At 33.5% G+C, this 26225-nt stretch carries 24 protein-coding genes and 1 pseudogene; 10 read left to right on the forward strand and 15 right to left on the reverse strand.

The annotated features are described in order from the left end of the window. Nucleotides 1-29: 29 nt before the first annotated feature. Nucleotides 30-1274, reverse strand: coding sequence for an SRPBCC family protein (locus OA85_RS01740; protein WP_039107746.1), 1245 nt, complete (start codon nt 1272-1274; stop codon nt 30-32). Nucleotides 1275-1523: 249 nt separating this feature from the next. Here OA85_RS01740 and OA85_RS01745 point away from each other — a divergent pair, with 249 nt between their 5' ends. Further along, complete coding sequence (locus OA85_RS01745; protein ID WP_039107747.1) at nt 1524-3545, forward strand: dihydrofolate reductase; 2022 nt, start codon at nt 1524-1526, stop codon at nt 3543-3545. A gap of 338 nt (nt 3546-3883) precedes the next feature. Then, on the forward strand, nt 3884-4273 hold the full coding sequence (locus OA85_RS01755) for a nucleoside triphosphate pyrophosphohydrolase family protein (protein ID WP_039107748.1): 390 nt from the start codon (nt 3884-3886) through the stop codon (nt 4271-4273). Nucleotides 4274-4366: 93 nt separating this feature from the next. Here OA85_RS01755 and OA85_RS01760 read toward each other — a convergent pair whose 3' ends face one another. Next, on the reverse strand, nt 4367-5434 hold the full coding sequence (locus OA85_RS01760) for a branched-chain amino acid aminotransferase (protein WP_039107750.1): 1068 nt from the start codon (nt 5432-5434) through the stop codon (nt 4367-4369). A 307-nt stretch (nt 5435-5741) separates the two neighbouring features. Here OA85_RS01760 and mnmD point away from each other — a divergent pair, with 307 nt between their 5' ends. Together mnmD and OA85_RS01770 are read left to right on the forward strand one after the other, a co-directional pair. Then, nucleotides 5742-6404 carry a tRNA (5-methylaminomethyl-2-thiouridine)(34)-methyltransferase MnmD gene (gene mnmD, locus OA85_RS01765; protein WP_039107751.1) on the forward strand — a complete coding sequence of 221 codons (663 nt, stop codon included), beginning with the start codon at nt 5742-5744 and terminating at the stop codon, nt 6402-6404. A 146-nt stretch (nt 6405-6550) separates the two neighbouring features. After that, complete coding sequence (locus tag OA85_RS01770; RefSeq protein ID WP_039107752.1) at nt 6551-6748, forward strand: hypothetical protein; 198 nt, start codon at nt 6551-6553, stop codon at nt 6746-6748. Between the two features lie 30 nt (nt 6749-6778). On the opposite strand, the gene OA85_RS01775 is transcribed toward OA85_RS01770, so the two are convergent. Then, nucleotides 6779-7723: a LysR substrate-binding domain-containing protein gene (locus OA85_RS01775; RefSeq protein ID WP_039107753.1), complete on the reverse strand. Its 945-nt coding sequence runs from the start codon at nt 7721-7723 to the stop codon at nt 6779-6781. 97 nt (nt 7724-7820) lie between these two features. Between OA85_RS01775 and OA85_RS01780 the strand changes: the two genes are divergently transcribed. Together OA85_RS01780 and can are read left to right on the forward strand one after the other, a co-directional pair. Continuing rightward, a complete protein-coding gene (locus OA85_RS01780) occupies nt 7821-8300 on the forward strand; it encodes a Dps family protein (protein ID WP_039107755.1) in 480 nt (159 codons plus the stop codon). A 111-nt stretch (nt 8301-8411) separates the two neighbouring features. Continuing rightward, nucleotides 8412-9047 (forward strand): carbonate dehydratase, encoded by a 636-nt coding sequence (can, locus tag OA85_RS01785; protein WP_039107757.1) that lies wholly within the window; start codon nt 8412-8414, stop codon nt 9045-9047. 26 nt (nt 9048-9073) lie between these two features. Here can and OA85_RS01790 read toward each other — a convergent pair whose 3' ends face one another. The 3 genes from OA85_RS01790 to OA85_RS01800 all read right to left on the reverse strand — a co-directional run bounded on the left by OA85_RS01790 (nt 9074) and on the right by OA85_RS01800 (nt 11475). Next, nucleotides 9074-10276, reverse strand: coding sequence for an LETM1-related biofilm-associated protein (locus OA85_RS01790; protein WP_039107760.1), 1203 nt, complete (start codon nt 10274-10276; stop codon nt 9074-9076). Nucleotides 10277-10362: 86 nt separating this feature from the next. Next, nucleotides 10363-10932: a YdeI family protein gene (locus tag OA85_RS01795; protein ID WP_039107761.1), complete on the reverse strand. Its 570-nt coding sequence runs from the start codon at nt 10930-10932 to the stop codon at nt 10363-10365. Between the two features lie 15 nt (nt 10933-10947). Continuing rightward, entirely contained in the window at nt 10948-11475 is a 528-nt protein-coding gene (locus tag OA85_RS01800) for a superoxide dismutase family protein (RefSeq protein WP_039107763.1), read from the reverse strand. A 234-nt stretch (nt 11476-11709) separates the two neighbouring features. On the opposite strand from OA85_RS01800, the gene OA85_RS01805 reads away from it, so the two are divergent. The 3 genes from OA85_RS01805 to OA85_RS01815 all read left to right on the forward strand — a co-directional run bounded on the left by OA85_RS01805 (nt 11710) and on the right by OA85_RS01815 (nt 13816). Further along, nucleotides 11710-12624, forward strand: a complete 915-nt coding sequence (locus OA85_RS01805; RefSeq protein ID WP_039107764.1) for a YihY/virulence factor BrkB family protein — start codon at nt 11710-11712, stop codon at nt 12622-12624. Nucleotides 12625-12767: 143 nt separating this feature from the next. Next, nucleotides 12768-13196 carry an META domain-containing protein gene (locus OA85_RS01810; protein WP_039107765.1) on the forward strand — a complete coding sequence of 143 codons (429 nt, stop codon included), beginning with the start codon at nt 12768-12770 and terminating at the stop codon, nt 13194-13196. A gap of 98 nt (nt 13197-13294) precedes the next feature. Then, nucleotides 13295-13816, forward strand: coding sequence for a DUF4251 domain-containing protein (locus tag OA85_RS01815; RefSeq protein ID WP_039107767.1), 522 nt, complete (start codon nt 13295-13297; stop codon nt 13814-13816). Nucleotides 13817-13913: 97 nt separating this feature from the next. Here OA85_RS01815 and OA85_RS01820 read toward each other — a convergent pair whose 3' ends face one another. From OA85_RS01820 to OA85_RS17305, 6 genes are all read right to left on the reverse strand, one after another. Beyond that, nucleotides 13914-15719 (reverse strand): acyl-CoA dehydrogenase family protein, encoded by a 1806-nt coding sequence (locus OA85_RS01820; RefSeq protein WP_039107770.1) that lies wholly within the window; start codon nt 15717-15719, stop codon nt 13914-13916. A 144-nt stretch (nt 15720-15863) separates the two neighbouring features. Beyond that, nucleotides 15864-17045 carry an acetyl-CoA C-acyltransferase gene (locus OA85_RS01825; RefSeq protein WP_039107772.1) on the reverse strand — a complete coding sequence of 394 codons (1182 nt, stop codon included), beginning with the start codon at nt 17043-17045 and terminating at the stop codon, nt 15864-15866. Nucleotides 17046-17048: 3 nt separating this feature from the next. After that, nucleotides 17049-19439, reverse strand: a complete 2391-nt coding sequence (locus OA85_RS01830; protein WP_039107774.1) for a 3-hydroxyacyl-CoA dehydrogenase/enoyl-CoA hydratase family protein — start codon at nt 19437-19439, stop codon at nt 17049-17051. Nucleotides 19440-19488: 49 nt separating this feature from the next. After that, entirely contained in the window at nt 19489-20001 is a 513-nt protein-coding gene (locus OA85_RS01835) for a MarR family winged helix-turn-helix transcriptional regulator (RefSeq protein ID WP_039107776.1), read from the reverse strand. A 138-nt stretch (nt 20002-20139) separates the two neighbouring features. Then, a complete protein-coding gene (locus OA85_RS01840) occupies nt 20140-20529 on the reverse strand; it encodes a hypothetical protein (protein WP_039107778.1) in 390 nt (129 codons plus the stop codon). Between the two features lie 202 nt (nt 20530-20731). Beyond that, on the reverse strand, nt 20732-20899 hold the full coding sequence (locus OA85_RS17305) for a hypothetical protein (RefSeq protein ID WP_197056045.1): 168 nt from the start codon (nt 20897-20899) through the stop codon (nt 20732-20734). 248 nt (nt 20900-21147) lie between these two features. Between OA85_RS17305 and OA85_RS01845 the strand changes: the two genes are divergently transcribed. Continuing rightward, complete coding sequence (locus OA85_RS01845) at nt 21148-22482, forward strand: ATP-binding protein (RefSeq protein WP_039107780.1); 1335 nt, start codon at nt 21148-21150, stop codon at nt 22480-22482. On the opposite strand, the gene OA85_RS01850 is transcribed toward OA85_RS01845, so the two are convergent. From OA85_RS01850 to OA85_RS01860, 3 genes and pseudogenes are all read right to left on the reverse strand, one after another. Continuing rightward, nucleotides 22479-23531, reverse strand: coding sequence for a proline iminopeptidase-family hydrolase (locus OA85_RS01850; RefSeq protein ID WP_039107782.1), 1053 nt, complete (start codon nt 23529-23531; stop codon nt 22479-22481). The two genes, OA85_RS01845 and OA85_RS01850, sit on opposite strands and share 4 nt — an antisense overlap. Nucleotides 23532-23555: 24 nt before the next feature. Beyond that, nucleotides 23556-23876, reverse strand: a pseudogene (locus OA85_RS01855) (long-chain fatty acid--CoA ligase); the annotation flags it as partial. After that, on the reverse strand, nt 23873-26176 hold the full coding sequence (locus OA85_RS01860) for an HYR domain-containing protein (RefSeq protein WP_039107786.1): 2304 nt from the start codon (nt 26174-26176) through the stop codon (nt 23873-23875). The gene OA85_RS01860 and the pseudogene OA85_RS01855, both read right to left, overlap by 4 nt. Nucleotides 26177-26225 lie beyond the last annotated feature (49 nt).

The raw sequence follows: 26225 nt of genomic DNA on the forward strand, positions 1-26225 counted from the left end.
AAATAGGTTTAATCAGAAGTGAAAAAATATTAAAATTCAGATTGTTCTTCTTCTTTTTTTGTCGGAGTTGGCTTTTTTACAATTGGTTCTGTTTTTAAGACCGGTTTAGTTTTTACAACAGGATTCGTTTTTACGACAGCTTTAGTTTTTGTAATGGGTTCTGTTTTTGTAACTGGAACAGTATTTACTGCGGGTTCTGTTTTTATCGTTTCATCGGTTTTTATAACAGTTGGTTTGTAAATTTTTACTGCTTCCACTTTTGGTTTTATTGGATAATAAATTTCAGTAACCCATTTTGAAGGGTTTTTTACTTCGTTTTTACTGATTGAATAAATTTCCAGATGCGAAACTGTAGCGTCAGCTGCGAGACGATTAGTGTTAAGGTATTGCGTGGTTTTATCCAATGCCTTATCTCTATGGGAATAATCACCCGTTAAAGTCGTTTTTACGGCTTCAAATGCTTCTAATTTTCCCGAATAAAGATCACTTCCTTCACTTGTATAAATTTGATTTTTAATTGGTACGCAAATAGATATTTTAGTGAGTTCATTTACCATGTCATAGGTGTGATAAATTATAAAAGGCTTTCCTGTAATTGTAAGATCATTTTTTTTACAAAAAGCTATAATTTTTGGAACAACGATTTTAAAGTTTTTAGAGACGTTAGCAATTTTACTGGTAAAAGTTTGATGTAAATAAAACGTTTCCGGTTTTTTTACCAAACCATCTACTTTTACTGAATAGGTATTTATTTCATAATCTAAGGTTTTATCTAAGTTGGCCAAACTTTTTTCGTACATACTACCTATGATTTTTTCAACACCTCCATTGAAAGCGGTATAAATTTTGAAAAGAAAACTCATTTTTCCTTTTGTTCTCCAAGTTACTTTTGTACCTCCAACAGTGTCTTTAAAACTCCAGAAAACATCAGATAAAGTTCCATTATAATTCATTTTTTGTGAAATACTGTCATTTTCTTTTACAAAAATTGTTTTCATATCACCATTACCATCTTTTCCTTCCCAAGAATAAGATCCGCCTTTTCCAATCGTGTTTTGAGGATACGTTATTTTCATTTCAGGATTCTCAACAGCCCAAGAACCAAATTCGCCCCAATTTTTAAAATCATTTACATAATTAAATACTGCTGGTTTTGGAGAATTTATGATTTTACTCCTTTCGACAGTAAAATCTCCTTTTTGTGTAGCGATGAAAATAGATAATGCAACTAAGCTAAGTAATAGTAAAAGAAAGATATATTTTAAAATCCTCATGATGAATTGGCTGTTTATCTTGTAAAGTTAGAAATTTTATTAATATAGCAGAGTAACTATTAAAAAATATAAAACGGGGCTTTCAAGTTGATTGTAATTTTTAGATTTTTTTTAATTCATTATCGAAAAGATTAAATTAATTTTCAATATCATTGAAATTGGATTATAAGTGATGGTTTTTATTATTTATTCAAAGAAAATGTATATTTGTTGAATAATAATTTATTAAACATCTAAATATCATTAATAATGAAATTACTTAAAATTATTGGAATTTTTATTATCCTTGCGGTTTCTGTTACGTGTAATGCACAAGTAGCTAAAACTACCGAAAAAGCTCCTTTTGATTATGTTGTGGAGCAGTTTGCTGACATTAAAGTGTTGCGGTATCAAATTCCAGGCTGGGAAAATCTAACACTAAAAGAACAAAAATTAGTGTATTATTTGACTCAAGCCGGAACTTCAGGGCGTGATATAATGTGGGACCAACATTATAAATACAATCTAAAAATTAGAAAAGCTTTAGAGAATATTTATAAAAATTATAAAGGGGATAAAACAGCTGAAGACTGGAAAAATTTCGAAATATACCTTAAAAGAGTTTGGTTTTCAAATGGAATTCACCACCATTATTCCAGCGATAAAATTAAGCCAGGATTTTCTGTAGCCTATTTTAACGGTTTGTTGAAAGCAACTAAAACAACTTTATCACCAACTATTGAAGCCATTATATTTAATGATGTAGATGCTAAAAGGGTTAACCTTGATGAATCAAAAGGTTTATTGGAAGGTTCAGCAATTAACTTCTATGACAAAGGAATTACATTAAAAGAAACAGAAGATTTTTACGCTAAAAAAACAAGCCCAGATCCTAAGAAACCATATTCTTATGGTCTGAATTCTAAATTAGTTCGCAATGCAAAAGGGCAATTAACAGAAAAAGTTTGGAAAAGTGGAGGTATGTATGGTGCTGTAATTGATAAAATTATCTATTGGTTAGAAAAAGCCAAGAGTGTAGCTGAAAATAAAAAACAAGCAGATGCTTTAGGATTGCTTATCAGTTATTATAAAACCGGTAGTTTAAAAACATGGGATGATTACAATATTGCCTGGTTGCATGCTACCGAAGGGAACATTGATTACATCAATGGTTTTATTGAAGTATATAATGATCCATTAGGCTACAGAGGATCTTATGAAGGGATTGTGCAGATAAAAGATTTTGATATGTCGGCAAAAATGGAAGTAGTTTCTAAAAATGCGCAATGGTTTGAAGATAATTCTCCGTTGATGCCAGAGCATAAAAAGAAAAACGTTGTTGGAGTTTCTTATAAAACAGTTATTGTAGCAGGAGAATCTGGTGACGCTTCACCAAGTACGCCTATTGGTGTGAACCTTCCAAATGCGGATTGGATTCGTGCGGAACATGGTTCGAAATCAGTTTCTTTAGGAAATATTATCGATTCGTATGCTAAAGCTGCAGGAAAAGGAAAATTAGAGGAATTTGCAAATGATGAGCAAGAAATTGCATTGGCCAAAAAATATGGTGAAATAGGAGATAAGATGCATACTGCTTTGCATGAAGTGGTGGGTCATGCTTCAGGACAAATCAACCCTGGTGTGGGAACTCCAAAGGAATCATTAAAAAGTTATGCTTCGACACTTGAAGAGGGTAGAGCAGATCTAGTTGGACTATATTATTTATACAACCCAAAATTACAGGAATTAGGCTTAGTTGATGATTGGAAAAAACTCGGGATGGAGTCTTATGACAGTTATATCAGAAACGGATTGATGACTCAGTTAGTGCGTTTAGAATTGGGTGCTAATATTGAAGAAGCGCACATGAGAAACCGTCAGTGGGTTAGTTCATGGGTTTTTGAAAAAGGGCAAAAAGACAATGTTATAGAGAAAATCACTCGCAACGGAAAAACGTATTTCAATATTACGGATTATGATAAATTACACGACTTATTTGGGCAATTGTTAAGAGAAGTACAACGAATCAAATCTGAAGGTGATTTTAATGCAGGCAAAGCATTAGTGGAAAATTATGGGGTGAAAGTAGATCAAAAATTACATGCTGAAGTTTTAGAACGCAATAAGCAATTTGCTTCGGCTGCTTATAGTGGATTTGTAAATCCAGTATTGGTTCCAAAATTAGACAAAACGGGTAAAATTATTTCTATTGAAGTACAACAACCAAAAACATTTGCAGAACAAATGTTGAAATACTCTAAAAACTTTGGAGTTCTACCTTTGGAAAATTAGTCGTTAATTCTCAAAAAAAAATGCCCACTTTTTTAGTGGGCATTTTTTTATTGCGAAAAATAAAGGTCTTAACGTTTGAAAAATATTTTTATCATAAACAGAAGTCCAATAAAAATTAAGAAGCCTATTAATATTTTGTAATTTCCTTTATAATATTCTTTATGTATTCCTAAATCTTTTCGGTAGGAATAAATTGCTGCAATAACAAAAGCAACAAAAAAACAGCCTGCAAATATTAATTGTCCCTGACTAAACATAGTTTAAATTATTTCGGGCAAATTTAGTTAATAGTTTAGAAATAGTTGCTAATTTGCCATTTCATTTAATAAAATAAAAAGATGCAAAAACAAATAGACTCCGTTAAAGAATTTCATACTGCATTTAAAATAGGTCACAAAGAAATTCCAACAGCTGATTTAGGCGAAAATAAACACACACTTCGGTATAATTTAATGAAAGAAGAAAATGAAGAATATCTGGAAGCAGTTCAAAACAATGATTTAATAGAAATTGCAGATGCGCTTGGTGATATGATGTATATTTTATGTGGAACTATTATAGAACATGGTTTACAACATAAAATTGAAGCAGTTTTCGACGAAATTCAACGCAGTAATATGAGTAAGTTGGGTGAAGATGGAAAACCTATTTATCGTGAAGATGGAAAAGTAATGAAAGGACCTAATTATTTCAAACCGGATTTTTCGAAAATACTTGAGGAAAAATAGCAGATTTCAGTTTGCAGTAAAAAAATAAAAATAAAAAAAGCGATTTTCAATATGAAAATCGCTTTTTTATATATGTAATCTGAAATCTGAAAATTACACTTTAACAGTCCATCCAAAAGTATCTTCAGCCAATTTATTTTGAATATTAGTCAATTTATCTTTTAGTTGTAATGCTACTGGATTTTCAAGTTTTGGTAATTCGTAATAAACGTCTTGATAAGAGAATCCAGAAATAGGGCTAACTACTGCAGCTGTTCCAGCTCCAAAAATTTCTTTTAACGTTCCGTTTTTAGAAGCTTCAACAAGTTCAGAAACTATAACTGGACGAACGTCTACATTTATACCTTCGCTTTTAGCTAAATCAATCAAGGTTTTTCTAGTTACACCATCAAGAATTCTTTCGCTAACTGGAGCAGTCAATAAAGTGTCATTGATTCTGAAAAACACATTCATTGTACCCGCTTCTTCTAATTTGGTATGCGTTGCATCATCAGTCCAAATTACTTGTTGGAATCCTTCCTTATTAGCTAAGTTAGTTGGATAAAATTGTGCAGCATAATTTCCAGCCGCTTTTGCAGCTCCAATTCCACCATTTGCAGCTCTACTAAAATGCTCTGCAATAAGTACTTTTACATCACCAGAATAATAAGCTGATACAGGAGATAAAATAATCATGAATTTATAATCATCTGACGGATTTGCAATTACTCCAGTACCTGTAGCAATCATAAACGGTCTAATGTACATGGAATTTCCTTTTCCTTTTTTTACCCACGCTTCATCTAATTGTAACAATTGATTTAAACCATTCATAAACACTTCTTCAGGAACTTCTGGCATAGCCATTCTTACTGCTGAAGTATTGAAACGCTTATAGTTTTCATCAGGTCTAAAAAGCCAAATGTCATTATTGTCATCTTTGTACGCTTTCATTCCTTCAAAAATAGCTTGGCCATAATGAAAAACTCTTGTAGATGGATCTAACAAAAAAGGTGCGTAAGGTTTAATGACCGGTTTTTGCCATTCACCATTTTTAAAATCACATTCGAATAAATGATCTGTAAAAACAGAACCAAAGCTTAAGTTTTCAAAATCTACTTCATTTATCTTTGAAGTAGGAGCTTTAATTATTTCAATTTTGCTAGTTTGAGTTGTACTCATAATAAGGTATTGTTTATTTTTATTTTTTATAAGTGATATGCTAGAGTATTAAAATCGTTGGTTTTTTATAAAACGAAGTTTAATATTTGCAAAATTAAATAAAAATCACTGAAATACTTATGATTATTCCATTAATTATAGCATTTAACTGTGATTTATTTATATTTTAAAAAATGGAAATAAATAGAGCCAATTTATATGAAATTTATAAAAAATATAGATTTTTTGAGACTATTACATTTTAGTTTTGATTAAATTTGACCATCTGCCACAACTATAAAACAAAGAATAACCTCAAATTATAATTTTGAAAAGAGAAATAATCCAAACACTCGACGGTTCTACAACGATTCATTTACAGGAATGGGATGAATGCTATCATTCTAAACACGGAGCAATTCAGGAGGCGCAGCATGTTTTTATCAAAAATGGGTTGTCTTTATTTCAAAACAAGCAAATTTCAATTTTAGAAATTGGTTTTGGAACAGGTTTGAATGCATTTATTACTTTTTTGGAAGCATCCAAAATGAATCAATCGATTGATTATGTAGGAGTGGAGGCCTATCCAATATCAGCAGAGGAAGTGGTATCGATGAATTATGTTGATGAACTGAATGCCAGTAATGAAAGTCCTGTATTTAAAAAAATGCATGAAAGTAATTGGGAAGAAAAGATTGTATTAAGGGATGATTTCACTTTAACTAAAAGGAAACAATTTTTTGAAGAAATAGATGATTTTGAAAAATTTGACTTGATCTATTTTGATGCTTTTGGTTATCGTGTTCAACCTGAGTTATGGAGTACAGCCATTTTTGAAAAAATGTATAATGCACTTAAGCCCAATAGTGTATTGGTTACTTATGCTGCGCGAGGAGTTGTTAAAAGGAGTATGATAGAAGTAGGTTTTACAGTGGAGAAATTAGCGGGGCCTCCTGGCAAAAGAGAAATGTTTCGTGCTAGAAAGAAATAGAAAAATTTAAATTTTGTGCTTAAAAATATACTTTCTTTTAAATAAAATAAAATATAAAAAAGAACGTTAATTTGTTATGTTGTGTATTTTAAAAATGTACTTTTACAATAGTTAATAAAAATTGATAACCCAAATCTTAATTTATTATGTCGAAAATTATGTTCGATTACACAAAATCAGTGCTTGAAAGAGTAAGTTTTGACCCGATGCTTTTTTGCAAAGAATTAGAGAAAGCAATTAAAACGTTATTACCATACGAAATGGAGCAATTGCGAGAATGGTTACTAAGTTTTACAATTGGAAGACCAGAATTAAAACAATGTTTGCTTATCGTTAATTCATAAAAAAAAAGGAACCTAAATTGGTTCCTTTTTTTATTTTTTTTGAAGTGGACTTATAATTTGTACATTTTGAAAAACAATTGCACCTTTTATAACACCAGCAATTGTGCTTCTTAGTGCATCAATTATCTGAATTTTTAATTCGCTTTTAGGGAAAATCAAACTAACTTCTCTTGCTGGTTTAGGTTCCTTAAATTGGCGTAGTTTTTTTTTGTCTGATTCCTTCAAATCTAATGTGTGCAAATAAGGCAGTAATGTTGTTCCCAAACCTTCATCGGCCAATTTTATTAAAGTCTCAAAACTTCCGCTTTCTATCTGAAAATGATTGATTTCATTTCTCCCTCCTGAATTTTTACACAAGTTTAATATTCCATCACGAAAACAGTGTCCATCTTGTAATAATAGGATTTCATCTAAGTTTAGATCAGAGACTTCAATTTCTTCTTTTTGAAAATTATGATGACTTTCCGGGATGTAAGCGACAAAAGGTTCAAAGTATAAAACAATTTCTTTGATTTTTTCTTCCATTAAAGGCGTTGCCGCAATCGCTGCATCGAGATGACCGTTATTGAGTTTTGTGATAATTTCTTCGGTGTTTAACTCTTCTATTATGAGTTTTACCTTTGGATATTTTTTGATAAAATTATTCAAAAACATCGGTAATAATGTTGGCATAATTGTAGGGATTATTCCTAATCTGAACTCACCTCCAATAAATCCCTTTTGTTGCTCTACAATATCTTGAATTCTATCAGCTTCATTAACAATGTTTTTAGCCTGATTTACAATTTTTTGTCCAATATCTGTAAGCTGGATAGGCTTTTTTGTTCTGTCAAATATTTGAATACTTAATTCTTCCTCTATTTTCTGAATTTGCATACTCAAGGTAGGTTGAGTTACAAAACATTTTTCAGCAGCAAGAGTGAAGTTTTTATGTTCGGCTACAGCCAAAACATATTTTAGTTGAGTGATTGTCATTTTTTATAGTAATATCTGATGCAAATATAAAAACAATCAATTTAACTTATAGTACAAAGCGTTGTTTTCTTGTCTAAATTTGTTTAAAATAAAAATTATGAAAACAAATATTTTAGGATTGCCCGTTAAAGAATCAGAATTAATTGTAACTGAATTAAATATATTACTTTCTAATTTTCAAGTTTATTATCAAAATTTAAGAGGAATTCACTGGAATATCCGTGGCAAGCGTTTCTTTGACTTGCATATAAAATTTGAAGAATTATACAACGACTCCCAATTGAAAATTGATATGATTGCTGAACGTGTTCTTACATTAGGAGGAACGCCGCTTCATACTTTTGAGGATTATATTAAAAACAATCAATTAACTATTGGAAAAAATATTTCTATTGATGAGAAAGCGATTCATTTAATTGTAAACTCATTGTCTTATTTGCTAAAAATAGAAAGAGAAATTCTAATTAAGTCTTCTGAAATTAATGATGAAGGAACGAATTCTATGATGAGTGATTTTATTGCTGAACAAGAAAAAACCATCTGGATGATGCAAGCTTGGTTAGAAGAAGAATTGTAACAATACTGGAGTTTATGTGAAATAATCAATAAAAATGGCAATGATTTTTTTTTAGCAAATAAAACTATTAATTTTATTTTACATTTGAATGAACTAAGACAGTAATTCTTTATGAGCGATTTTTATAAAAAAATATTAGAAAACAATAAACAATGGGTAGAAACTTCTCTAGCTAGCGATCCTAATTATTTTGCGGATTTAGCCAAAGGACAAACACCACCTTTATTGTGGATTGGTTGTTCGGATAGCAGAGTTCCAGCTAATGAAATTGTTGGTGCAAAACCGGGGGAAGTATTTGTACATAGAAATATTGCCAATATGGTAGTACATTCTGATATGAATATGCTTAGTGTTTTGGATTATGCAGTCAATGTTTTGAAAGTAAAACATGTACTTGTATGTGGTCATTATGGTTGTGGAGGAGTGAAAGCAGCAATGGGAAATGAATCAATAGGAATTATTGACAACTGGATTCGCCACATAAAAGATGTTTATAGACTACATCATGAATATTTAGATTCTATTGTTGATGAAAATGAACGTTTTAATGCTTTTGTAGAAATTAATGTAAAGGAACAAGTATTTGATTTGGCTAAAACATCAATCGTACAATCCGCATGGAAAAACGGGCAAGAATTAACATTACACGGTTGGGCTTACGGATTAAATTCCGGATTTGTTACGGATTTGAATGTCAATATCAGTTCAGATAAAGATTTAGATAATGTATATCAGTTAAAATTTTAAATTAAAATCGCTCTCGGGCGATTTTTTTATTCGATTTCTTCTAGATTTTCATTGAAAGCTGAAGGTAATAGGGTAGGGATGAATTTTATCAAAATTGGTAATAATAAACTTCCGCCCGGTAGTAAAAATATGGTCAAAGAAGGAATGGTTTTACAAATATCCAGTAATTGTTTTTTTACTTTTTTCTTTTCTTTTTCATCCAAATCTCTTCGGGTAGAATAGGCTAACAGAAGCATTAACTCTTTGCTTTGAACAATTTCCTTTAGCAATCTACTTTTATTACGGCTGACCAAAGTAACAACACTTTGAGTGGTCTGGTCGTAAAAGTGTTTGACTGGATTCGAGTAATTGAAATAGGGAATTTCTTTTTTATGTTTAGTAATGAATTCATTAGTGCTGTTTATGCTCTGATTAACAAAATCATCTGATATAGATAGTGTTTCAGCTAATGAATGTAAAAAATAAGCTTCATTATTTTCAATTATTCCATCACTCCACAGCGCCATTCCGGCAATATCGATTAAATAATATTTTTCTAATTCATTTGTAAAATAATCCAATTGAAGTGTTTCCAGACTTTGAACAGAAACTTTCGAAAATTTGCTGTAACGAATAGAAGCTTCAAAAAGTTTAATTAACAGATCATCATATTGAGATTTGTTTGACTTAATTTTTAGAGCCAGTGTGACAAGATTAACAATCGTCTCTTCAATTTTCTTCAAGTATTTCTCAGGAATTACTCCATGAATTAAATATTGGCGAAAAGCAACAACATCAATAAACAAAAGTGCATTCGTAACAAGATGGGAGAAATTTTTACTGATGATGGTGTCATTGGTTTGAACGCGTTCATCAATTATTTTTTCCAGTGTTAAGGAAAGAGAATTTTTAGGAAGTATTTTTTTGAATAAATTAAATCCTTGAGGATTCATTTGATTGTAAAAAGTAACCGCTTCTTTTATGAAATTTTCAGAACTGATTTCTTCTTTTGTCAAACAAAAAACATCGTATAATGTGTTTAATAAAGCAACTTTAGAAATCTCTTCTTTAAACCAGCCTTTGGTTTCAATAGTGTTTACTGTCTCAAATGTAATGATGTGACCGTATATAAAACCTGTATTTCTAACTTTTTGATAAAATGAATCAGTAGTTTTAGAAACAGTTTCGTTTGAAAATTTTTGTTCAATAAAAAATTTATCTATCCAACCTGATGCCGAAGGGTTAATCATTACTTTAATTTGAAGCTACAAAGCTATGTTTTTTTATGGTTGTGTAGAAAAGTTTAGGTTAAGTTTTAATTATTTTAGTGAAAATATTAATCTCTGGACTTTTTATTTTGAGAACAAAGATTTATGATTTCGGTTATCCTATTATTTCTAGTTTCTTCTCTTTTAGCCTGATTGAGCCAATAAAGATAGCTTTTCCTGTACGAAGGGCTAAAATTTTTGTAGTTTTCGAATGCAACGTTATTTTGGTCAAAAGCCATTTCTAAATCTAATGGAATAATCAAATCCTCCACAGCATCTAATGAAGTCCAAGAACCATTTTTTTTAGCAGTTTCAATTTTTGCTAATCCACTTTCATGCATCAAATTTTTTTCGATGAGTTTTTCGATATATGTTTTATTGAGTTTGCTCCATACGCTTTTATCTTTTCTGGGAGAAAACACTTGTTTTCTGCGGTCTTCGTCCATTTTTCTTACTGTTGAATCAATCCAACCAAAACAAATGGCAACTTGAACTGCTTCTTCCCATCGCATACTTTCAAATTCACTATTTACCCTATAAAAAATGAGATACACCCCTTTTGAAGAATGATGATTTTGATGCAACCAATCACGCCATTCTTCTGTGTTTTTAAAATAGTGGTGCTCTTTATCTTCCAATTGGGATTTAAAAAACTACTTAATAATAGCGGAACATGCTACTCTTGCACCAGCATTACCGGCGGGTTGAGAAACATAATCATCAGTTCCTTGGTGAACTATTAGTCCTTTTCCTAAAATATCTTTTGTCGCATCTCCACAACCTATACACCATTCATCAGTTGTTAATGTAATGGTCCCATTTCCTTTTTCATCAGCTGTAAAATTACCTATGTCACCTTTGTGATATTCGCCAACGCCCCATTTTCCATGTTTTTTGAATGTTGGGTTCCAGTGTCCACCTGCAGAACTTCCATCAGCGGCAGTACAATCTGATTTCTCATGGATGTGTATCGCATGAACACCCGGTTTTAGCCCGGCTAATTTTGCTACAAAAGTTACTTTACCATTTTTTTCTTCAAAAGTTGCAGTTCCGGAAACGGTACTGTTGCTTTTAGGTTCAAAAACAATATTCAATTTTTTTGAATTACTTGAATCGCTGCTAGTTTTACAACCTATAATCACAACAACAATTAGGACAATGGATAGAAATATTTTTTTCATGACTCGTTTTATTTCAAAGGTAAGAAAATTTTGGGTTGCAGATAATAGAATTAGATTTTTATATTCCAATTTAGTAGGAATTATACAATATTCATTTTAAATTCTTAATCTATTTATTTGTAGTTTTGAATGCAGTAGCAATTGATCCAAAAGTGATTACGAACGATGCTTTCGAATCAAATAAAACCAAAAACCTAAAATTTTTCCTACAGAAGAATATAAAATTAGTTTAAAATGAAGCACAAAGAATTAGCTATTATTAGTTGGAGTTTATTAAAACGAACGTATCAGGAATTTAATGATGATAATGCTATAAAACTTAGCGCCTCATTATCGTATTACACTATATTTTCATTACCACCATTGTTAATTATTATTTTATCTATTTTTAGTTTTTTCTTTGGAAGAGATGCAGTTACCGGAAGATTTTTTGGACAAATTAATGGAATGGTTGGCAACGAAGCTGCGATTCAAATTCAAGAAACCATTAAGAATATTGAATTGTCTGACAGTATAACATTTGCAACAATACTTGGAGGAATTATGCTGCTAATAGGCGCTTCGGGTGTATTTGCTGAAATACAAAGTTCCATTAATTTTATTTGGGGTTTAAAAGCTAAACCTAATAAAGGAATTATGAAATTCATTAAAAACAGACTGATGTCATTCTCTATGATTGCTTCAGTTGGGTTTTTATTGATGGTCAGTTTGATGGTAAACACTGTAATGGATGTTATAAATACTCGATTACTCGTTTATTTTCCTGATGCAATGGTTTATATATTTTATGCTTTTAATATCTTGGTTTTATTTGCAACGACAACCATGCTGTTCTCTATTATTTTCAAAACACTACCGGATGGTAATATCGCTTGGAAAGATGCTTTGATAGGTGCTAGTTTTACTTCTTTTTTCTTTATGTTTGGCAAATTCGCCATTGGTTTTTATTTGGGAAGTTCAACGGTAGCAACTGTTTATGGTGCTGCAGGTTCAATAATAATAATTTTAATTTGGGTATACTATTCGGCTATAATCTTATATTTTGGAGCTGAATTTACTAAAGTATATGCCAATGCACATGGAAAAAAAATCATTCCAAATGGATATGCTGTTGAAATTAAGGTGGAAGTTATAGAGATTAAAAAATAATAAAATGAAGATTCCAATTTTTTAGATTTTAAGAGTATTCGATACGATTTTTATAACTCTTTATTTTTTGTACTATTTTTTTAAAACCTGAAAATTGGCAATATTTTTGTTCTATTCTAAAGTATAAAATTAAAAACATTTATATGAAAAAAAATATTTTGACACTGACCGTTTTATGTTTGGCATTTATATCTTGTAATTCAGCTAAAACAGCAATGAATAATACGATTTCTCTTGAAGGAACTTGGGAGTTAAATTATGTTACAGGACCAAGAATAGCTTTTGATGGATTATATCCAAATACAAAACCGACAATCACTTTTAACTTGAAAGAAAGTAGTGTTTCAGGAAGCAACAGTTGCAACCGGTATTCAGGGAAATTAAATGTTGAAGGCAATAAAATCAGTTTTAAAGACCCAATGGCTATGACTAGAATGTTTTGCCCTGGGGAAGGTGAAAATATTTACATGTCTGCACTTCAGAAAATAGATTCCTATTCCATTTCAGAAGATGGGAAAACATTGAATTTCATCATGGGTGACATCGCAATGATGCGTTTTGAGAAAAAATAAATTCAATTTTTTTAAATTTAATTTTAGAAATTTTGAAAGTATATTGAAGTGATACGGAATTATAAAGTCATTATCGTTTACTATTAAAAATAGGTATTATGAAAAAGAAAACAGCAATTTTAGTAATTTTTATTTCACTGCTTGTTACAGCAACTTATGCTCAGGAAAAAAGTAAAAAACAAGTAAGGGAAGAACGTAAAATGGAAAAACAAAAACAGATAGCTGCTTTGGTTGATTCTAAGGCGTTTGTTTTTATTGGGCGGACAGCTTTGCCTCAAGGATTCAGGACTATGGATTTGACCACTAATCCTAATTATGTACAATTTGAGCCAAATAAAATTAAGAGTGAAATGCCTTTTTTTGGTACAGCTTATAGTGGTGTTGCTTACGGTAGGGATGGTGGATTAAATTTTGAAGGAAGTCCACAGGAATTTACTATTGAAAAAAAGAAAAATGCATATCAAATTGAAACAGTTGTTAAGGGAGAGACTGATATATTCACATTGTTTCTTTCCGTTTCTTTTGGAGGTAACACAACACTTACCATTAATTCTAACAATCGAAGTTCGATTTCCTATAACGGAGAAATTAGACCTATAGAAACAAAGGGAGGTAAGTAGGAGAAAATCAATATAATGAAAATGAAAAAAACCGTCTTGTTTTGAGGAACAAGGCGGTTTTTTAATAAATAAATAAACTAAAAACTATTTTTATGTGTTAGAAACAATATTCGTTTTCTGCCACTAATTTGGTAGTGATTATTTCTCTTAACCCTACAATATTTGGCATATTCGTATATTTTGTAAAACGGCGTAAACCCATTAACATCATACGTTGTTCATCACCTTCAGCAAAAGAAATTACACTTTCTTTACCTTTTTGAGTAACGGTATCTACTGCTTTATACAAATACAATTTAGCCATGGCAATTTGCTCTTGGACTTTGGCTTCGCCTTCTTTTTTGGCTAATTTTTCAGTTCTAAGAATAGTGCTTTCTGCCATGTAGATTTCGATTAAAATATCTGAAGCAGCCATTAATAACTGTTGGTGTGCATCTAAATCAGGACCATATTTTTGAACTGCTCCACCTGCAACCATTAAAAATGCTTTTTTCAATTTACCAATCATTTCTTTTTCTTCAGCAAATAATTCAGAATAATCAGGTGTATCAAAAGAAGGAATTCCCATTAATTCTTCTTGTACTTTTGATGCTGGTCCAAGTAAATCAACGTGACCTTTCATTGCTTTTTTGATTAACATTCCTACAGATAGCATTCTGTTGATTTCGTTGGTTCCTTCGTAAATACGAGCAATTCTGGCATCTCTCCAAGCACTTTCCATTGGAGTATCTTCAGAAAATCCCATACCACCGAAGATTTGAATTCCTTCATCTGCACAATTTTGAATATCTTCAGAAACAGCCACTTTTAGAATTGAACATTCAATGGCGTACTCTTCAATCCCTTTTAATTCTGCTTCTTGATGGGTAGCTCCTTCCGTTTCACGAGACGCAATTCGATCTTCAATATCTTTTGCTGCACGATAAGTAGCACTTTCTCCGGCATAACAGGAAGTTGCCATTTCGGCTAATTTTGCTCGGATGGCTCCAAACTGAGAAATAGCGGTATTGAATTGTATTCTTTCATTAGCGTATTTTGTTGCGTTTGAAATAACTCTGCGTTGGGCATCCAAACAGGCTGCTGCCAATTTGATTCGACCTACATTCAAGGCATTCATGGCTATTTTGAAACCATTTCCTCTTTCGGATAACATGTTTTCAACAGGAACTTTTGTATCTGCAAAGAAAACCTGACGCGTAGAAGAGGAGCGAATTCCTAATTTATGTTCTTCTTCGTTCATAGAAATACCATTACTTGGATCGTTTTCTACGATAAAGCCAGTTATATTTTTATCATCTCCTATGCGGGCAAAAACAATAAAGACATTACAAAAACCTGCATTTGTAATCCACATTTTTTGTCCTGTGATTTTATAATGCGTCCCATCGTCAGATAAGACCGCTTTTGTTTTTCCGGAATTGGCATCACTACCAGCGCCTGGTTCCGTCAAACAGTACGCTCCAAACCATTCGCCAGAGGCTAATTTTGTTACGTATTTTTGTTTTTGTTCTTCAGTACCATACAACGTAATTGGCATTGTTCCAATTCCGGTATGTGCTCCAAAAGCAGAAGAAAATGAACCTGTTGCTCCCGAAATATAATCGCAAACCAAAACAGTATTTACAAATCCCATCCCCATTCCACCATAAGCTTCAGGAACTGCGATACTCAAAAATCCCATTTCAGCTGCCTTTTGCATACTTTCTACCGTTAAGGCAAAATCTCTTTTTTCAAAACGGTCTTTATTAGGCCAGATTTCTTTGTCTACAAACTCTTTTACAGAGTCACGCATCATTAATTGTTCTTCATTAAAATCTTCAGGAGTGAAGACATCTTCGCACTTTGTTTCTTTAACCAAAAACTGACCACCACGGGTTACGTTTTTTTCAATTGTATCTGCCATTTTGTTATTTTTTAATATGTTTTTTTTATAATCTAAATCCTCGATATAGTCATTGCGACAAAGGAGGAATCTCAATAGTTAATTCTGCAATACTGGTAAAGATTCCTCCTTTGTTGCAATAACAAATAGGAGGGGAATCTTTGACTATAAAAGTTCGTAAATTCCTGCTGAACCTTGTCCAGTCCCTACACACATAGAAACAATTCCGTATTTGCTCCCTCTGCGTTTCATTTCGTCGAATAGTTGAACAGAAAGTTTTGCACCTGTACAACCCAGTGGGTGGCCTAATGCAATCGCTCCACCATTGACATTGATGATATCAGGATTTAGATTTAGTTCTCTGGTTACTGCCAATGCTTGTGATGCAAAAGCTTCGTTAAGTTCTATTAAATCAATATCATTCAAGGTTAAACCCGCTTGTTTCAATGCTTTTGGAATCGCTTTTACAGGTCCAATTCCCATAATTCTTGGTTCGACTCCTGCCGAAGCAAAGTTGACCAAACGGGCGATAGGAGTGAGGTTCAATTCTTTTACCATTTCTTCACTCATGATTAGAACAAAAGCGGCTCCATCACTCATTTGGGATGAATTTCCCGCAGTTACGCTTCCGTTAGCTTCAAATACAGGTCTTAAACCTGCTAATGCTTCTACAGAAGTTCCTGCTCTTGGACCTTCATCTTTATTTACGATATACGATTTAGTTTCTTTTTTACCATTTTCATTGATAAACGTTTGTTCTATAGTAATTGGAACAATTTGTTTGTCAAATTTACCTTCAGCTTGTGCTTTTAAGGCTTTCATATGCGATTGGTACGCAAATTCATCTTGGTCAGCACGAGATACATTGAATTGTTTGGCAACCGCTTCTGCAGTTAGTCCCATTCCCCAATAATAGTCCTCGTTTCCTGCTTTTGCAACGGCATAATCCGGAGTAGGTTTGTAGCCTCCCATTGGAATAAAACTCATGCTTTCGGCACCACCAGCAATAATACAGTCGGCCATTCCTGACTGGATTTTGGCTGTAGCCATTCCGATTGTTTCTAATCCCGAGGCACAATATCTGTTTACGGTTACACCAGGAACGTCTTCGATTTTCAATCCCATCAAAGAGATTAATCGTCCCACGTTTAGTCCTTGTTCCGCTTCTGGCATTGCATTTCCTACCATAACGTCGTCAATGCGTTTTTTGTCGAAATCAGGCAACTCATTCATCATAAACTGAATCGTTTCTGCTGCCAATTCATCGGGTCTTTTAAATCTAAAAACTCCTTTTGGTGCTTTCCCTACCGCAGTACGATAAGCTTTAACTATATATGCTGTTTTCATTTGTTAGTTTCTTAGAGGTTTTCCTTTAGTTAACATAAATTGGATACGCTCCAATGTTTTTCTTTCGGTGCAAAGGGATAAGAAAGCTTCTCGTTCTAAATCCAATAAATATTGTTCCGTTACTAATGTTGGCTCTGATAAATCACCACCAGCCATTACGTAAGCTAGTTTATTTGCGATTTTTTTGTCATGTTCCGAAATGTATTTTCCGGCAACCATTTGGTCGGTTCCAACAAGGAACATTCCTAATGCTTGTTTTCCAAGAACTTTTACATCGCTTCTGCGAATCGGTTGTGTGTAACCGGCTTCGGCCATTAGTAAAGCGTGTTTCTTGGCTTCAGCAATCTGACGGTCTTTGTTAACCACGATGATGTCTTTACCGTGTTGTAAAAGTCCGGTATCAAAAGCTTCGTAACCAGAAGTAGATACTTTTGCCATAGCAATAGTCAAGAAATATTCTTGCAATACGTTTAATTCAACATCATTTTTATGGAATAAATCAGAGGCACGCAATGCCATTTCTTTCGATCCACCACCACCTGGAATTACACCAACTCCAAATTCCACTAATCCCATATACGTTTCTGCTGCTGCAACTACTTTATCCGCATGCAAACTCATTTCGCAACCACCGCCAAAAGTCATTCCGTGTGGTGCAACCACCACCGGGATTCCAGAGTAACGTACGCGCATCATCGTGTCCTGAAACATTTTAATAGCCATGTTCAATTCGTCATATTCTTGCTCGACTGCCATCATGAAAATCATTCCGATATTGGCACCAACAGAGAAATTTGCCGCTTGATTTCCAATAACCAATCCTTGGTATTCTTTTTCAGATAAGTCAATCGCTTTATTGATAGCGGCCAATACATCACCACCAATCGTATTCATTTTAGACTGGAATTCTAAATTTAAAATTCCGTCTCCTAAATCTTGTATAATTGCGCCACTATTACTCCACACTTTTTTGCTTTCGCGAATGTTGTTCAGAATTATAAATGCATCCTGACCAGGAACTTTAGTTTGCGATTTTGCAGGGATATTGTAGAAAAAAGTTGCTCCTTCTTTAATAGAATAAAAACTAGAACTTCCAGAAGCCAACATTTCATTTACCCAAGCAGCTGGTTCAAGACCTTCCGCTTTCATCATTTCGATTCCTTTTTCGACACCAATGGCATCCCAAATTTCGAAAGGACCATTTTCCCATCCAAAACCGGCTTTCATAGCATCGTCAATTTTGTATAATTCATCTGAGATTTCAGGTATTCTGTTCGAAACGTAAGCAAACATTCCAGCAAAACTTTTTCGGTAAAATTCTCCCGCTTTGTCTTTTCCTTTTACCAAAACTTTAAAACGATCAATTGGTTTGTCAATCGTTTTGGTTAATTCTAAAGTGGCAAAAGAAGCTCTTTTAGCCGGACGGTATTCTAAGGTATCCAAATCCAAAGACAAAATATCCTTGTCTACTTTTTTGTAAAAACCTTGACCTGTTTTGCTTCCAAACCATTTATTTTCCATCATTTTGTTGACGAAATCTGGCAATTTGAACAAATCATGTTGCTCATCATTTGGGCAGTTTTCATAGATTCCGTTGGCAACATGTACCAAAGTATCTAAACCAACCACATCTACTGTTCTGAAAGTGGCTGATTTTGGTCTTCCAATTACTGGACCGGTCAATTTATCCACTTCTTCAATCGTCAACCCCATTTCTTTGACCAAATGAAACAAACTTTGAATCCCGTAAATTCCAATTCTATTTCCGATAAATGCTGGAGTATCTTTGGCAACGACCGAAGTTTTGCCTAAGAATTTTGAGCCATAATCAGTAAGGAAATCTAAAACTTCCGTTGCAGTTTGTGGACCAGGAATGATTTCGAATAATTTTAAATAACGCGCAGGGTTAAAAAAGTGTGTACCACAGAAATGTTTTTGAAAATCGTCACTTCTTCCTTCGCTCATAAAGTGAATAGGAATTCCGGAAGTATTTGAAGTAACTAAAGTTCCCGGTTTTCTGAATTTTTCAATTTGTTCAAAAACTAATTTTTTGATATCTAAACGTTCCACTACCACTTCAATAATCCAATCAACGGAAGCGATTTTCGCCATGTCATCCGTTGTGTTTCCAGTAGTGATTCTACTGGCAAATTTTGGATTGTAAATAGGGGATGGTTTCGATTTTAAAGAATTAGCCAAATGCTCATTCACCAATCGGTTTCTGACAATTTTGCTTTCTAAAGTAAGCCCTTTTTTAGCTTCAGCTTCGGTGAGTTCTCCTGGAGCAATGTCCAAAAGTAAAACTTCAACTCCAATGTTGGCAAAATGGCAAGCAATTCCTGAACCCATAATTCCGGATCCAATTACTGCAACTTTTTTAATTGTGCGTTTCATACGTAGTTATTATTTGTTTTTTATAGGAATATGGTATCGCTATTTTTAATTATTGATTGTTTTTTTGAATCGTGGCGATGTCATTTTCTGGTTTTTCAGTTTGCTCCGTCAGTTCGTTGACGCTCGTGTGATTAAATATATTTTTATCTTGAATTAATTCGTTTATCGTTTCTGCCACTTCAATAAAATGTTGCAGTTTTTCCTCAGAAATGTGGTTTCTCACAGTTTCATTGAATTTCAAAACGGTATTTTTTGATAACTCCCTTTTCTCTTTACCAAAATCGGTTAGGTAAATCAAAACGCCACGACCATCATAAGGATTTTTCTTCCTGATAATTAAGCCTTTATCTTCCATTGATTTTAAGGTTCTGGTAAGACTTGTCGCTTCCATACCCATTTTTGGACCTAAGGCAGTAGAAGGTGTGCCTTTTTCCTTATCCATACTCAGCAGAGCAAAACCCGTAGCCATAGTTGCACCGTATTTAGAGGCTTCTTCATTGTACATTCTGGAAACTGCTTGCCAAGTTGCTCTTAATATATAATCTATCGTTTTATCTTTCATAATCTCTAACTATATCGTTTTCAAATATAATAAAAAATACTATGCACGCATAATAAATTAAATTATTTTTTTAATTTTTTGTCAAAACTAAAAAACTCCCCATGAAATGAAGAGTTTTTTAGTAAGAATTTTCATTTATTATAATTTCCCATTCACCAGTGCGATAACTGCTCCGGTAAAGGCGGACATTACTATAGTGATTACAATATCCAATGCCATAATCTGAAAATTAATATCAGCTGTTGGTTTCATTGAATTGGCAAACAAATCCATATATAAAGCCATAAATAATCCAATTATGGCACCGGCACCAAAACCGGTTATCCAATTTGAAATCCCTGCCCATTTTGTAAAAATATAGGCTGTCAATAATCCAAAAGTAAGACACCCTAAAAATATGAATAGCATGTTTTCATTTCCATTAGAAGGAAATGCGTCTTTAAATATGATTCCGTAGAGCATCCATCCTAAAAGAAAGTTGATTATACCGCCTACAATACCTGAAACTAAAAAGTTTTTCACATTCATAATGTTTGGTTTTATGGGTTAATACAATAAAGGTATTAAAAAATAACAAAATAATAGGTAAAGTGTTAAATAACAATTGAATACATGGATTTAGTGGTAGTGAGAAAGAACATAATCGTTTTTTATATGTTTCTATTTTAATATTTTTCAAAAAAAAACTCCTCAGCTATTGAGGAGTTAGAGTTATTATTGAAGAAAATTTTTAAGATTTTTTAAAAGTACCACTATCCACATCTTTCAAAAACTTGATCACGCCAGTGAAATAGGTTTTAGGATCATCGTATTGCGAAAGGTGGCTTCCGTTAGGACAAAACAAGAGACGTCCGTTTTGAACTTCGTAAGCAATCCATTTCACGTGTTCCGGATCCATTGTGTTGAATTTGGAACTAATGCTATGGGTGGGAACTGTTAAGGTTTTCAATCTAAAGTCTAATTGTATTTGAAGTCATTTAAGCAAGTCCTGATCGCTGTAAATTTGTATTTTTCTATAATTACATATATTATTGCCTTGTTTTTTTGCTAAAAATGATGTATTATTGCCTTGTATTTTTATTAAAAACAACATATTATTGCCTTGTTTTTTTATAAAAATATTATTTTTTAAATAAATGAGAAGTTATGTATATTTCTAGAAATGTTGATATTGAGTTGCTTAATTGGAAAAAAACGGATAAAAGAAAGCCTTTGCTTATACGAGGTGCAAGACAAATAGGGAAAACGTCAGCTATTAGAGAATTAGGTAAGCAATTCACTCATTTTGTTGAAGTCAATTTTGATGAAAATCCAGAGTTTTCCCAGTTGTTCGAAAAAAGCTTGTCACCCGATGAAATTTGTCAGCAAATTGCTGTTATTAAAAATATTCCTATCATAGAAAATGAAACTTTATTTTTTTTGGATGAAATTCAAGCTTCGCCAAAAGCAATAGGAGTTTTGCGTTATTTTTATGAAAAAAAGCCAAACCTCCATGTTATTGCAGCTGGTTCGCTTTTGGAATTTACGCTATCAGAAATTCCTTCTTTTGGTGTAGGTCGAATCCGTTCCGTTTTTATGTATCCATTTAGTTTTGAAGAATTCTTGATTGCGTTAGGGGAAAGTAGTTTGCTAGAAAGTATTAGTAATGCATCGCCTTCTCATCCGTTACCACAACTTATTCATCAAAAAGCCATAGGAATATTAAAAAAGTTTTTGGTAATAGGAGGTATGCCAGAAGCTGTAACGACTTATATTGAAAATAATGATTTTCTGGCAGTTCAAAAGATACTTGATGACCTTATTGTATCTTATCAAACCGATTTTTCAAAATATAAACAAAAAGTACCTAGTTTAAGGATCCAAGAAGTTTTTAGAACAGTAGTGCAACAAGTGGGTAATAAATTTTCATATTCTTATTCGAATGCGACCTTAAATAACATTCAAATAAAAGAGGCGTTAGAATTATTGCAAATGTCAGGACTAGTATATTCAATTACGCATTCCTCTTGCAATGGTATTCCCATTGGGGCTGAAATTAATCCTAAAAAAAGAAAATTTATTCTTTTAGATACTGGGATTTATCAAAGAATGTTAGGGTTAGATTTAGCTGCTATTTTTATTGAAGATGATACTGAATTAATTAATAAAGGAGCTATTGCAGAATTATTTGTTGGATTGGAATTGATGAAAAATAGTTCAGAAAGTGCAATAGCAGCATTGTATTATTGGCATCGAGAATCAAAAAATAGCCATGCAGAAGTCGATTATACGATACAACATGGGACAGCTATTATACCTATTGAAGTAAAATCAGGAACAAAAGGGGCTATGCAAAGTTTGTACAAATTTTTGGAGGAGAAAAAAACAAATTTTGGAATCAGAACATCACTAGAAAACTTTGGGATATTTGATACAATTAAAATAATACCAATCTATGCTTTAGGAATTGTTATGAAAAACAAATTAAAAAAACTTAATTAACCTTTCTTAAACTCCCCATTATCCACATCTTTCAAAAACTTGATCACACCCGGGAAATAGGTTTTTGGATCATCGTATTGCGAAAGGTGGCTTCCGTTAGGACAAAACAAGAAACGTCCGTTTTGAACTTCGTGAGCAATCCATTTCATGTGTTCGGGATCCATAGTGTCGTATTTAGAACCAATACTCAAGGTAGGAACCGTAAGTGTTTTTAGTCTGGCTTTGACATCCCAATTTTTCAAGGAGGCATTTCCGGTGATACCAAATTCACTGTGACCTTGCATAAACACATATACATCAGGATTGATGTGTTTGAAACATCTGTTGATGGATTCCGGCCATTGATCCAATGGTTTTCTTAAAATGTGTTCCGTGTAGTAATATTTGAACAGTAATTCGCTGTATTTTGGATTTTCAAAATCATTGTTCTTTTCGATATCCTGCAATTGCTTTAGGATTTTCGGATCCATCTGTGGTGCGAGAACGTCTTTTGCGTAAGCGTTATATTCCTTAGCGCTCGCCATCATATTAGAGATAATCAAGCCTTTTAGGTTCTTTTGATATTTCAACGCATATTCCATCGCCAGGATTCCGCCCCAAGATTGTCCCATCAGGTAAAAATTGGAACTGTCTAAACCTAATGCAATACGCACTTGCTCGACTTCCTCTACAAAGCGTTCGTTAGTCCATAAACTATTGTCTTTGGGCTGGTCGCTATAATACGAACCCAATTGGTCGTAATAAATATATTCAATGCTTTCATTAGGGAAATACCCGTCAAAACATTCATACAATTCATGTGTCAATCCAGGGCCACCGTGAAGGAGTAACACTTTTATTTTGGGATTTTCACCAACGGTTTTTGTCCAAACTTTAAAAGTCCCTTTTGGCGTTTTAATCGGAATCATTTTGATGCCGCCAGTCAGCTGGTCGTCCCGTTTCGAGAAATCTAAATAATTTGCTTTTATGGAATCTTCTTTTGGTTTTTCTTGACAATTAGAAAAAAAGAACACACTTACGACGGAACAAATTAGAGCTTTTAGTTTCATGTTTTGTATGGGTTTTATGAAATGCTAACCGTAGATTTTATGGAATAAATCAATATATTTCTCCATTACGATTTTTCGTTTCAGTTTTAGCGTAGGGGTCAATTGTCCGCCTTCAATAGACCAAACGTCTGGGGTCAATTCAAAGCGTTTTATTTTCTCCCAATTACCAAATTTTTCATTTAAAGTATCAATCTCGGCTTGAATTCGTTCGATTACTTTTTCGTTGGAAATAATTGCTTCATTGCTTTTTCCAACATCTATTCCATGAATAACTGCCCATTCTTTAATGAAATCAAAACTTGGTTGAATGATTGCTGCCGGCATTTTTTGTCCGTCACCAATCACGTTACAGAACATGATCCGTCAAGGTTTACATCCTGATCCAATGCTGCAATTATAACAGGTTTCTCATTATCGCTAACCGTAACGGTAAATGAAGCGGAAAATGTGTTTGAAGAAGCATCGGTAGCCGTGTAGGTTACTGTTGTAACCCCTATCGGGAAGGTAGCACCTGAAGCAAGACCTGCAGTCTGGGCTATGCTGCTGCCTGCACAATTATCGGTAGCGCTTGGCGTAGTCCAAGAAACGGAAGCACCACAAACACCGGCATCATTATTTACAGTAATACTTGACGGAAGCCCAACGATAGTTGGTTTCTCATTATCGCTAACCGTAACGGTGAAGCTACAAGTAGCAATGTTACCACTCGCATCGGTTACTTTAAATGTATTGGTTGTTACTCCTATAGGGAATGTTGAACCACTTACCAATCCCGTTGTTTGTATTGTTGCGGAACCAGGACAATTATCTGTACCTACTGGTTTTGTATAAGTTACTACTGCACCACATACTCCTGCATCATTACTTTTTACAATATTACCAGGGCATGAAATTGAAGGGTTCTGAATATCATTAATAGTTACCGTGAAAGAACAGGTAGAAGTATTACCACTTGCATCAATTACTTTAAATGTATTGGTAGTTATTCCAATAGGGAATGTTGAACCACTCGCTAAACCAGTCGTTTGTGTGGTTATTGTACCAGTACAATTATCTGTACCCACTGGGGCTGTATAAGTTACTACTGCACCACATACTCCTGCATCATTACTTTTCACAATATTACTAGGACAAGTAATTGAAGGATTCTGTGTATCATTAACAGTTACCGTGAAAGAGCAGGTAGAAGTATTACCGCTTGCATCGGTTACTTTAAATGTATTGGTAGTTATCCCAATAGGAAATGTTGAACCACTCGCTAAACCAGTCGTTTGTGCAGTTATTGAACCAATACAATTATCTGTACCTACTGGTGCTGCATAGGTCACCACTGCGCCACATACTCCTGCATCATTGCTTTTTACAATATTACCAGGACAACTGATTGTAGGATTCTGCGAATCATTTACCGTTACCGTAAATGAACAAGTAGCTGTACCGCATGTATTAGTTGCAGTAATAGTAACTGTTGTTGTACCTTTATTAAAAGTTGAACCGCTACCAGTACCACTACTACCACTGCCAGTTGTTGCTCCGGTAAATACATAGCTAACTGTAGGAGATGGGGTTCCTGTTATCGTTGCTGTATATGAAACCACAGCTGTACAAACCCCATTCCCTGCATTAGTTACTATATTAGAAGGACAAGCAGTAAATGAAGGTAATGAATTTATTGTGTAAGAAGTACTTGCATTTACGTGACTCGTAGCAGAGCCAGTAATTGTGTACGAGCCTCCAGTACCGTCAAAATAAAAAAATGTTGCTGTGCTCGTTAATGCCCCAATAGAAACTGTTAAAGTGGAAGCTCCTCCTGATGTTGCTCTAAATTGCTTGGAGCCGGAAGATGAAGAAGAAGTTAAATTAACAGCTAACAATAATCCATCAATATAAGCTTTACCATCCCCATTTTGTCGTGTTACTGTCCATTGTCCAGTTTCTGTTCCAGAACAAGTCGAAGCTGGTACTACGGTAAATAAAAGTTTCCTACCGGTAGCTGTAACGGAAACGGTGGTTGTTTTATCTAAACTAAAAGTACCTGCACTTACGCCACTACCTTCAATCATTAAATTTATAGTCCAAATACCAATTCGGTAAGCTCCATTCAATATTTTACTTTCACTGTGAGGGTTCACAACAGAACCTAAGAAAGTTGCACTCGACGTAGTTACCCCATCAGGATCCACAAAATCAACTCGATAGTTCTTTGAATTATTCAATCCATTTGAACTTGTACCTATTGTTAAAGTCCCTTCAGTCCATGTCGCACTAATCGAAGATGCATCCGTAAACAAAACCTCCGCACTCAATCCTGAACTTTGACCTAACGCAGTCGCTCTTAAAGTTGAATCTAAACAATCATCTTCACAAACATGCCAAGTAGTAACAAAATTACCATTTTCATCAGCTATTACATACCAAGTTCCATGATCTTCACCGGTGCCGGGTGTCGCATCAGCATGCATAACTTGCAAAGTAACCGTTTCACCTGGTGTAAAGCCCATACCCGTTAGGGTTGCCGTGCTACCTGGTGCATAGTCAGCCTGATCAGAAGTTAGAGTCTGTCCAAAAGCTGCATTTACAAAAAACAAATTTGCAATTAAAAAAACAGTAGTTAAAAATGTGGATTTACGTAGAAATGTTTTCATATTTATTGATTTAAAATAATAAAATAACGAATACTATATGCCTAACTAT

Source organism: Flavobacterium sp. AED (assembly GCF_000812945.1).
In the GTDB taxonomy this organism is placed as follows: domain Bacteria; phylum Bacteroidota; class Bacteroidia; order Flavobacteriales; family Flavobacteriaceae; genus Flavobacterium.